General features: G+C 58.8%; 6 protein-coding genes and 4 tRNA genes. 3 read left to right on the plus strand and 7 right to left on the minus strand.

Annotated features, from left to right (window positions below; genetic code table 11):
* Nucleotides 1-97 precede the first annotated feature (97 nt).
* From LJE63_10850 to LJE63_10880, 7 genes are all read right to left on the minus strand, one after another.
* Nucleotides 98-174, minus strand: a tRNA-Asp gene (locus LJE63_10850).
* A gap of 27 nt (nt 175-201) precedes the next feature.
* Nucleotides 202-277 (minus strand) — tRNA-Val (locus LJE63_10855).
* Nucleotides 278-386: 109 nt separating this feature from the next.
* Nucleotides 387-2,828 (minus strand): endopeptidase La, encoded by a 2,442-nt coding sequence (gene lon / locus LJE63_10860; GenBank protein ID MCG6907107.1) that lies wholly within the window; start codon nt 2,826-2,828, stop codon nt 387-389.
* Nucleotides 2,829-2,929: 101 nt separating this feature from the next.
* Entirely contained in the window at nt 2,930-4,177 is a 1,248-nt protein-coding gene (clpX, locus tag LJE63_10865; protein ID MCG6907108.1) for an ATP-dependent Clp protease ATP-binding subunit ClpX, read from the minus strand.
* Between the two features lies 1 nt (nt 4,178).
* Nucleotides 4,179-4,778 (minus strand): ATP-dependent Clp endopeptidase proteolytic subunit ClpP, encoded by a 600-nt coding sequence (gene clpP / locus LJE63_10870; protein ID MCG6907109.1) that lies wholly within the window; start codon nt 4,776-4,778, stop codon nt 4,179-4,181.
* A gap of 69 nt (nt 4,779-4,847) precedes the next feature.
* On the minus strand, nt 4,848-6,179 hold the full coding sequence (tig, locus tag LJE63_10875) for a trigger factor (protein ID MCG6907110.1): 1,332 nt from the start codon (nt 6,177-6,179) through the stop codon (nt 4,848-4,850).
* Nucleotides 6,180-6,583: 404 nt separating this feature from the next.
* Nucleotides 6,584-6,670: transfer RNA gene (locus LJE63_10880), tRNA-Leu, on the minus strand.
* 334 nt (nt 6,671-7,004) lie between these two features.
* Between LJE63_10880 and LJE63_10885 the strand changes: the two genes are divergently transcribed.
* The 3 genes from LJE63_10885 to LJE63_10895 all read left to right on the plus strand — a co-directional run bounded on the left by LJE63_10885 (nt 7,005) and on the right by LJE63_10895 (nt 9,528).
* Complete coding sequence (locus tag LJE63_10885; GenBank protein ID MCG6907111.1) at nt 7,005-7,742, plus strand: N-acetylmuramoyl-L-alanine amidase; 738 nt, start codon at nt 7,005-7,007, stop codon at nt 7,740-7,742.
* A 190-nt stretch (nt 7,743-7,932) separates the two neighbouring features.
* Nucleotides 7,933-8,009: transfer RNA gene (locus tag LJE63_10890), tRNA-Pro, on the plus strand.
* A 376-nt stretch (nt 8,010-8,385) separates the two neighbouring features.
* Nucleotides 8,386-9,528 carry a hypothetical protein gene (locus LJE63_10895; GenBank protein MCG6907112.1) on the plus strand — a complete coding sequence of 381 codons (1,143 nt, stop codon included), beginning with the start codon at nt 8,386-8,388 and terminating at the stop codon, nt 9,526-9,528.
* Nucleotides 9,529-9,837: the final 309 nt, after the last annotated feature.

Below are 9,837 nucleotides of genomic sequence, written 5' to 3' on the forward strand. Positions count from 1 at the left end.
GCCGGAGGTCGCGAGTTCGAGTCTCGTCGTCCCCGCCATTTTGGAAAGCCTGTCCCTGATTAGGGGCGGGCTTCTTGGTTTTCGCCGTTTTTGTTGTTGGCGGGAGCGACGAGACTCGAACTCGCGACCTCCGGCGTGACAGGCCGGCGTTCTAACCAACTGAACTACGCCCCCGTATGCTGATCAAGCCGTCCGAAAAAGTGGTAGGCGGAACAGGGCTTGAACCTGTGACCCTCGGCTTGTAAGGCCGATGCTCTCCCAACTGAGCTACCCGCCCGCAAATCAGCGCTGCCTGGCGATTAGTTTCCTCGAAAGAGGGCTGAACTAATACCGACTCGCCCGGATAAAGTCAAGGCCAAAAGAGCGCCGCGTGTAAAAAAACCCGATCAATTGATGGCAGTTCGGGAATCCGGCTGTTTGTCCGCGCTGACGTCGAAATAGATGTCGCTGCCCTGGAAGAGGGTGTCGCCGTCCGCCAGCACCAGGGCATGGGTCAGGACCTCGTCCATGTGTTCCACCGGCACGATTTCCAGCTGTTTGGCGATGCTGGCCGGGATGTCCTTCAGGTCCTTTTCGTTGTCCGCCGGGATGAGCACCTTGCGGATGCCGGCCCGGTGGGCCGCCAGGATTTTTTCCTTCAGACCGCCGATGGGCAGCACCCTCCCGCGCAGGGTGATCTCCCCGGTCAAGGCTATGTCGCGGTGCACCGGCCGGCGGGTGAGGGCCGAGACGATCGAGGTGCACATGGAGATGCCCGCCGAGGGGCCGTCCTTGGGGATCGCCCCTTCGGGGACGTGGATGTGCAAGTCGGTTTTGCGGTGGAAGCGGGGGTCCAGGCCCAGCCGCTCGGCTCGAGAACGGACGTAGCTGACCGCAGCCTGGGCGGACTCCTGCATCACCTCGCCCAGCTTGCCCGTGATGATCAGGTCTCCTTTGCCGGGCATCACCAGGGTCTCCACGCACAGCAGGTCGCCGCCCGCATGGGTCCAGGCAAGGCCGGTGACGATCCCGATCTGGTCGCGCGCCTCGATCTGTCCGTGGCGGAAGCGGGGCGGGCCAAGATACTTCTGAACGGCGCTCTGGGACACCCGGTAGGTTTTTTCCTGGCCGTTTTTGAGCGCTTCCCGGGCGATTTTGCGGCAGATCGCGGCAATTTCACGCTCCAGATTGCGGACCCCGGCCTCGCGGGTGAACTTTTGAATGATCTCGTAGATCGTGTTTTTGGAAAACTGAACGTCATAGCCTTCCAGCCCGTTCATCCGGATCTGCTTGGGGATCAGAAAATCCTGGGCGATATTGTATTTCTCATGCTCGGTGTAGCCGGGCAACTGAATGATCTCCATCCGGTCCTGGAGGGGCAGGGGGATGTCCGGCAGGGTGTTGGCCGTGGTGATGAAGAGGATCTCCGAGAGGTCGTAGTCCAGGTCCAGGTAGTGGTCGTTGAAGCTGTAGTTCTGCTCGGGGTCCAGGACCTCCAGCAGGGCCGCGGAGGGGTCGCCGCGGAAATCCATGCTCATCTTGTCGACTTCATCCAGGCAAAAAACGGGGTTGTTGGCGCCGATTTTCTTGAGCGACTGGATGATTTTGCCGGGCATGGCCCCGATGTAGGTCCGCCGGTGGCCGCGGATCTCGGCCTCGTCGCGCACGCCGCCCAGGGAGAGCCGCACGAACTTGCGTCCGGTGGCCCGCGCCACGGATCTGGCCAGCGAGGTTTTGCCGACCCCCGGGGGGCCCACCAGGCAGAGGATCGGGCCGCGGATTTTCTTCACCAGGGACTGCACCGCGAGGTACTCCAGGATGCGCTCCTTGGGTTTTTCCAGGCCGTAGTGGTCTTCATCCAGAATCTTCTCGGCCTCTTCGATGTCGTTGCGCACCCGGCTCTTGTCGAACCATGGCAGGCTAATGATCCACTCGATGTAGTTGCGCACGACGGTGGCTTCGGCCGACATGGGGGTCATCAGCTTGAGCTTTTCGAATTCGTGTTTGACCTTGCCGGCGGCTTCCTTGGACAGGCGCTTGCGCCGGATGCGCTTTTCAAGCTCCTCGAGCTCGTCGGCGGCCTCATCCTCGGAGCCCATTTCCTTCTTGATGGCCCGCATCTGCTCGTTGAGATAGTAGTTGCGCTGGGTCTTCTCCATCTGGTCCTTGACTCGGCCTTTGATCCGCTGCTCCATCACGAAGACCTCGACCTCCATCTTGATCAGGCGCAGGAGCAGCGCCAGGCGCTCGGTCAGCGATTCGGTCTCCAGCAGCAGCTGCTTGTCCTCCAGTTTGAAGGAGAAGTGGGCTGCCACCGTGTCGGCCAGTTGGCCGGGGTCGGAGATGGTGGCGGCGTTGCGCACCAGGTCCTTGGAGAAGTTCTTGTTCTTCTGGGCGTATTCCTCCAGGCTCTCGATGATGGCGCGTGTCAGGGCCAAGGCCTCGGCCTCGTTGATCTGCCTATCGAAGATCGGTTCGGTCTCCACCTTGAAAAACGCCTCGTTGGGCAGAAACCGCGTAATCCGGGCCCGGGCCTTGCCCTCCACCAGGGCCTTGACGGTGCCGTCGGGGAGCTTCAGCAGCTGCAGGACGGTGCCGATCGTGCCGATCCGGCTCATGTCCTTTTCCGTCGGGTTGTCGACGCCGGGGTTTTTCTGAGTGACCAGAAAAACGGTTTTCTCGCTGTTCATGGCGTCGGAAAGGGCATTCACCGACCGGTTGCGGCCCACGAAAAGCGGGGCCACCATATGGGGAAAAACCACCATGTCCCGAAGGGGGATCAACGGCAGCTGGAGTCTGGCCGGCGGGTCGCCGTCCTCTGCTTTGAAGAATTTCGGCAGGTTAATCATGGGTCTCTTTTTCAGGTCTTAAAGTGTTGACGTCCGGGATGTGAAGGGCAGGGCGGGGCGCGGCTTACCGTAACAACGGGGCCGGCTCAGCCGGCCCCTGGTCAGGCCTTTTTCTGGTTTTGCTCGTAGAGCAGGATGGGAGGTTCGTGGTTGAGCACCACCTCTTCGCCGACGACACATTCCTTGACGTTTTCAGTCGACGGGATGTCGTACATGATGTCCAGCATGCAGCTCTCGATGATCGCCCGCAGGCCGCGTGCCCCGGATTTGCGTTTAACGGCCTCGCCGGCGATGGCCTTGAGGGCCGCGTCGGTGAAGCGCAGGTTGACCCCCTCGATCTCGAACAGCTTCTGGAACTGTTTGATCAGGGCGTTGCGTGGTTCGGTCAGGATGCGGATCAGCGAGGACTCGCTCAGTTCGCTCAACGTCGCGATCACCGGCAGGCGGCCGAGGAATTCAGGGATCAAGCCATACTTGATCAGGTCCTCTGGCTGCACCATTTTGAGGATCTCGCCGGTGCTCTTTTCCTCGGGCTTTTTGATCTTGGCGCCGAAGCCCATCACCTTGGAGCCCAGGCGGCGCATGACGATCTGCTCCAGCCCGTTGAAGGTGCCCCCGCAGATGAACAGGATGTTGGAGGTGTCCACCTTGACGAAATCCTGCTGGGGGTGCTTGCGGCCGCCCTTGGGCGGGACGCTGGCGGTGGTGCCTTCGATGATCTTCAGCAGGGCTTGCTGCACCCCTTCGCCGGAAACGTCGCGGGTGATCGAGGGGTTTTCGGACTTGCGCGCGATCTTGTCGATCTCGTCGATGTAGACGATCCCCCGTTTGGCCTTCTCGACATCGTAGTCCGCATTCTGCAGCAGCGCCAGGATGATGTTCTCCACGTCCTCGCCCACATAGCCGGCCTCGGTCAGGCTGGTGGCGTCGGCGATGGTGAAGGGGACGTTGAGAAAACGGGCCAAGGTCTGCGCCAGCAGCGTCTTACCGGAGCCGGTGGGGCCGATCAGGAGAATGTTGCTCTTCTGGATCTCCACATCGCCGGTGGCGACCGAGGATTCCAGCCGCTTGTAGTGGTTGTGCACCGCCACGGACATGTACTTCTTGGCGCGGTCCTGCTCGATCACGTATTCATCCAGCTTGGCCTTGATCTCCTTTGGCGTCAGCAGGTTCTGCAGCCCGGAGCCCACCTCCTTTTCGGATTCCTCCTCGATGATCTCGCTGCAGAGCTGGATGCATTCGTCGCATATGTAAACGGCCGGACCTGCGATCAGCTTCCGGACCTCCTTCTGGCTTTTGCCGCAGAAAGAGCAGAAGAGATTGTCGTCCGTGCCACCCTTTTTGGCCATCTTATGCCTCCGTCTTTTCTAACTGATCAAGATCGTCGCGGTTGACGATGACATGGTCAATGAGCCCGTAGGCCTTGGCTTCGGCACCGTTCATAAAGTAGTCGCGGTCGGTGTCTTTTTTGATCTGCTTGATGTTTTTTCCGGTGTGGTTGGCCAGGATCTGGTTGAGGGTCTCTTTCATCCGCAGGATCTCGTTGGCCTGGATCTCGATATCCGATGCCTGCCCCTGAAAGCCTCCCATCGGCTGATGGATCAGGATCCTTGAGTTGGGCAGCGAGTAGCGCTTGCCGTGCTTGCCGGCGGCCAGCAGGACGGCGCCCATGCTGGCCGCCTGGCCGGTGCAGACCGTGGCGATGTCCGGTTTGATGTACTGCATGGTGTCGTAAATGGCCAAACCGGCCGTGACGATCCCGCCGGGGGAGTTGATGTAGAAGTTGATATCCTTTTCGGGGTCTTCGGACTCCAGAAAAAGGAGCTGGGCGATCAGGAGATTGGCGACTTCATCGTTGATCGCCGAGCCCAGAAAGATGATGCGATCCTTCAGCAGGCGGGAGTAGATGTCGTAGGCGCGCTCGCCGCGGCTGCTCTGTTCGATGACCATGGGGATTAAGGGCAAAATAGCCTCCTTGTAATGGTACGGTAGCGTTTCAACTTTCAACCGATGGCCCCGTCACTCACCCTGGGCGGCGGCCACCGGGTTTTCCCGCTCCGGGGTGACTTCCTCGATGGTGCTGTTATCGATAATAAGCTTAATGGCGCTTTTTTCAAGTAGCGCGTGTCTGAAGAAGTTGAGGCGCTCGGGGTTCTCCTGGTAGTATTTCTTGATTTCCTCGATGGGCTTGTTGGAGGCCTGGGCCATCTCGGCCAGGCCGGCTTGCAGCTCTTCATCGGCAAGGCTGAGGTTCTCCTGGCCGATGATTTTGTTGAGCAGCAGGTAGCGTTTCACCTGTTTTTCGGCGGTGTCGCGGTATTTTTCAGCCAGTTTGGCCCGGGTCTGGCCCATCTCTTCCAGCGACATGTTGTGATAGGTGAAGGCTTTTTCGGCCTCGTCCAGAATCCCCTCCAGTTCATAGTCCACCAGGGTGTCGGGCACCTCGAAGGGCGCCTTGGCGATCAGGGCCTGGAAAATCTGTTCATTGAGCTCCTGCTCGCTCCTTTTGGCGTAGCCGTTTTCGAGATTTTTCCGAATCTCCGCCTTGACGGCCTCCATGTTTTCAAAGGGACCCAGGCGCTTTGCGAACGCATCGTCGATCTCGGGCAGCACCTCCTGGCGGATCTCCTTGAGCGTCACCGCGAATTCCACCGTCTGACCGGCCAGAGCCGGGTTGAAGTATCCTTCGGGAAACGGCACTTCAAAGCGCCGCGTCTCGCCGGGTTGCATGCCGATGATGCCGTCATCGAAGGCTTTGAGGATATGGCCGTCGCCGAGCTTGAGGGTGAAATTCTCGGTTTTCTGGACCTCATCATACGGCTGACCGTCCTTGAAGCCTTCATAGTCGACGATCACATGGTCCCCGTCCCGGCAGGGCCGCGCTTCGCCGACAGGCTCCATGCGGGCCATGTTTTTCTGGATCATCTTGATCTGGGCTTCCATTTCCTCGTCGGTAACCGGGTAGACCGTCTTTTTCAGGGCGATGCCCTTGAAATCGATGTCCGCGATCTCCGGGGTGATCTCGATGGTCGCCTGGTATTGGTACGGGCTGTTCTCCTGGATTTTGGGCGGATCGATCCGGGGCTCGCCGATCACCTTGAGTTCGGACTGCTTCAGCGCTTCGGCAAACGAGGACTGAATCACGCGCGAGGCGACGTCGGCGTGGACCTCTTTCTGATAAATCCGCTGCAAAACCCGCCGGGGGGCTTTGCCCGGCCGAAAACCCTTGATCTTGGCCGTCTTCTTGAGATCGTTGTAGGCTTTGTCAAATTCGGAGGTGATCTCCGCCTCGGGGACTTCGATGTGCAGGACCTTTTTAACCGAGCTCAAGTCTTCAACAGTGAATTGCATGCCAATCCTTTCTAAACGTCCATCCGGTGAAATTAGGGGCCGGTATGAGATACCCGGGAGCATGGGGCGCGAACTGGCAGCACCGGCGCGGAGCGCAGCCGCCGGAATTCGGCGGGGAGCCGGCACCCGCCGCGGGGTGGGGTTGCAGCGGCTTGAAACGGCCGTTACCAGGGCGGAAACTTCCTTATCAACCAGTTGCCTGCGGCCGTTCGGCCTCCAGGCGCCCAAAATTTATGGACCGGTAAAAAGTGAAAAATCAGACAGTTTCGTAAAAAAGCCAAGTTCAAGGCGCGCAAATCTCGAGGAGTGAGGCGTACTAATGTACGCCGCAGCGACTTCGAGATGCAGCGCAACGCGGAAATTGGGTTTTTTACGGAACTGTCAAAATTCATATCTGTCGCAGGTGGTGCGAGAGGGGAGACTTGAACTCCCACTCTGTCGCCAGAGCTGGATCCTAAGTCCAGTGCGTCTACCAATTCCGCCACTCTCGCAAAATGCTGCGGGCTGAGGGTCGCGACGCCCAGAACCCGAATGCGGCGATCGCATCCGCGGGGCTTGTGGTCGGCGCACACGATTCAGGCACCGCAAGGGTTCCGGCGTGCCCCCCAGCGGTTTCAAGACGAAGCAGCGGCCCTCCGGTTATTTGCCGAAGCTATCAAAAAAGTTCCGCAAGCGCCGGGACTGCGTCCGGCGTTGTCAGGCGGCTTCGTCTCTGATATGCTGCAACTGGTTCAAAAACCTTAAAAAATCAAATATCACGCCATTGGTACATTCGGCAAAAATAGTATCAAAGATTTGGGGTGTCAAGGAAAATTGAGAAAGACCTTGTCGTGTCAATATGTTGGGGCGAATTGGGGGCGCATTTCGGCGCTGGTCCTCTGCGGCGCACTGCTGCTGGTTCTCGGCGTCCCCGGCCAGTGCCCGGCCGCGGTGGGTCCGCCGGTCGTGGTGGTCGACCCCGGGCATGGCGGAAGCGATGTCGGTGTTCACGGCGGCCAGGGTCTTTTGGAGAAGGACTGCATGCTGACCCTGGCCTTGGCGTTGCAAAAAGCCCTGGCGCCGAAGTATCGGGTGGCGTTGACCCGCAGCCACGACCAGCAGGTCGGTCTGGACCTGCGCCCAGCGCTTGCCAACCGCATGGAGGCCGCAGCTTTCGTCAGCCTGCACGCCGGTGGCAGTTTTCTGCATGGTCCCCGCGGGGCCACCATCTATTTCCATAAGGGGGGCGGGGCCGACGAAGAGCCGCCGGCCAGGGCGCCATTGGCTCAGGAGGAGCGGCCCCACTGGGAGCATCTTCAGGAGCGGCACCTGGCCTCCAGCCGCGCCCTGGCCAAAGCGCTCCTGAACTCGCTGAGCGAGATGGCCGAGGCGTCGGTGGTCGGCGCGCCCCTGGCGGTTTTGGCTGGTGCCGACCTGCCGGCGGTGCTGGTTGAAGTCGGCTACCTCACCAACCCCTTCGATGCCCGGCAGCTGGGCGACCCCGAAGCCGTTAACGCTCTGGCCCAGGCCATCGCCGCGGGCGTTGCGGACTTTCTGGAAAATACAGCTCCCGGAGAGCCTTAAGTCTGATGAACCGGCAAGTAGATGGTGGTGAAAAAAGTTCAATTTACGGCGCGCAAATCTCGAGGAGTGGGGTGTACTTAGGATACGGCGCAGCGACTTCGAGATGCAGCGCAACGCAGAAATTGGCCTTTTTACGGAACTGTCAAGCTTGCAGCGGCACCCAAAGCGTGTTAAAGAATCGCCGGCATTGCGGGGCGTGGCGCAGTCTGGCAGCGCGCCTGCTTTGGGAGCAGGAAGTCGGAGGTTCAAATCCTCTCGCCCCGACCAAATCAAGCCTTTGGCGACGGCCACCCGCAGCGGTGGCCGTTTCTGTTGATACCGCCCCGTCCGTTAAGGCCCATCCCCTTCGCATGGAGCTTCCGGCGCCCCACTATAAGAAAAGGTCTTTCCAAGACCCAAGCGACTTCAGGTTGTTTCAGGTGACCGCTTAATTCTCGTTGAAGCGTTGCGCCCTTGCCGGATTTGGTTGGGGCCGGCCTCTGAATACATTCAGAATTAAAAGAACCCCCGTAATCTGCTGCCGACGGGAATTCGCCATGGAGATTTAGCGAATGCATCTTTGCCGGCCTTTTTTATTGACCGGGAAAATTAAACTTTGTACGCTGATGCCGATTCGGTATTAACGAACCGGTAAAACCGTATTATGGAAAATCCTTTCAAATATGGCGGGGTAGTGCGGGGACCCTACTTCGCAGACCGACAAAATGAGCTGTCTGAACTCGCCGGGGAAATGAAAAACCTCAACCGGGTCTTTCTGGTTTCTCCCCGCAGGTATGGAAAAACCTGTTTGCTGGCAAACCTTCTGGACCGCCTTGAGAAGGAGGGTATGGCAACGGCTTACCTCGATCTCAACGCCTATCCCGACCTCCGAAGCTTTGCCGCAGCCTTTGCCCAGACGACCTGTCGATCCCTGGAGTCCAACAAAGACAAGCTGCTCAAGATTTTTGCGGGGCTTCAAATGATGCGGCCCAAAGTCTCAGTGGGCGCCGACGGCTCCCTATCGGGGAGCCTCGAGGTGGTCGCTGGTGAGAAAGAGGCGCTCCCCGCGCTGCAGGAGGGGATGCGCCATGCCGAAGCGCTGGCGCGGAAGGCAAAAAGAAAACTGGCCGTGATCATCGATGAGTTCTCGGATCTGGAAAAGTACAACGGCCCGTCGGTGGAAAAGGCCTTGCGCGCTGAAATCCAGCAACAGGCGACCATCGGTTACATCTTCTCCGGCTCGGAGGAATCGGTCATGCTCTCGATGGTCCGTGATCGAAAGAGGGCTTTCTACAGACTTGGGAGGATCATGGAACTCGGTCCGATCCAGCGGGAGGCGTATATCCTTTTCGTTGAAAAATGGTTTCGAAAAGGCTCTTACGAGGTCAACAGGGACGATCTGGAAAAGATCCTGGACAAGGGTAAGCAAGTGCCGCTCAACGTCCAAAGATTATGCCACATCCTTTGGGAGAAGACCCGGGAGCACAAAAAGGTCACCCCCGTCCTCGTTGAGGAGCTTCCCTTCGCCATCGCGCGACAGGACTCCCCCCATTTCGAACTGCTTTGGCACTCGGCATCGCCCCAGCAGAAAAACCTGCTTATGGCGCTGAGCAAAGAGCCGGATGCAAAACCATTTTCAAAGGATTTTCAACTCACTTACGGGATCGGGCCGTCTTCTTCCATAAAGGCGTCTCTGGAATCCCTGGTGAAGAAAGGAATCCTGGTCAGGGGCAAAGATGGGTCTTATCAATTCTCGGATGTATTCATGATTTACTGGATTCAATCCATGACGCAGCCAGGCCTATGATGCAGCGATTGCGGTTTTTCGCCAAGTTGATGTGTGGGAGGTCAGGCGGGATATCGAATGGTAAAAATCGACCACTTCGGCAAGAGGGGCCTTCATGGTTGAAAACAACCACCCCCTCCGCATGGAGCCCCCCTGAGCCCCAGTGTAGTAAGGGCATTTCCAAGCCTCAAACACCTTCAAGCTTCCTCAGGTGACCGCATAATTCTCGTTGAAGCGTTTTTCGGCGTCCTCCGAGCCGATCAGGATTAGCTCGTCGTTTTTTTCCAGTACCATTTGCGGATCCGGGTTGATCACCACACGGTCCTCCCT

Source organism: Desulfobacteraceae bacterium (assembly GCA_022340425.1).
GTDB lineage: Bacteria > Desulfobacterota > Desulfobacteria > Desulfobacterales > JAABRJ01 > JAABRJ01.

What these genes read in the sequence shown, in the direction of transcription:
- LJE63_10895 (MCG6907112.1), top strand. Translation starts at nt 8,386, where the DNA reads ATGGAAAATCCTTTCAAATATGGCGGGGTAGTGCGGGGACCCTACTTC.
- clpX (MCG6907108.1), bottom strand. Translation starts at nt 4,177, where the DNA reads ATGGCCAAAAAGGGTGGCACGGACGACAATCTCTTCTGCTCTTTCTGC.
- clpP (MCG6907109.1), bottom strand. Translation starts at nt 4,778, where the DNA reads ATGGTCATCGAACAGAGCAGCCGCGGCGAGCGCGCCTACGACATCTAC.
- tig (MCG6907110.1), bottom strand. Translation starts at nt 6,179, where the DNA reads ATGCAATTCACTGTTGAAGACTTGAGCTCGGTTAAAAAGGTCCTGCAC.
- lon (MCG6907107.1), bottom strand. Translation starts at nt 2,828, where the DNA reads ATGATTAACCTGCCGAAATTCTTCAAAGCAGAGGACGGCGACCCGCCG.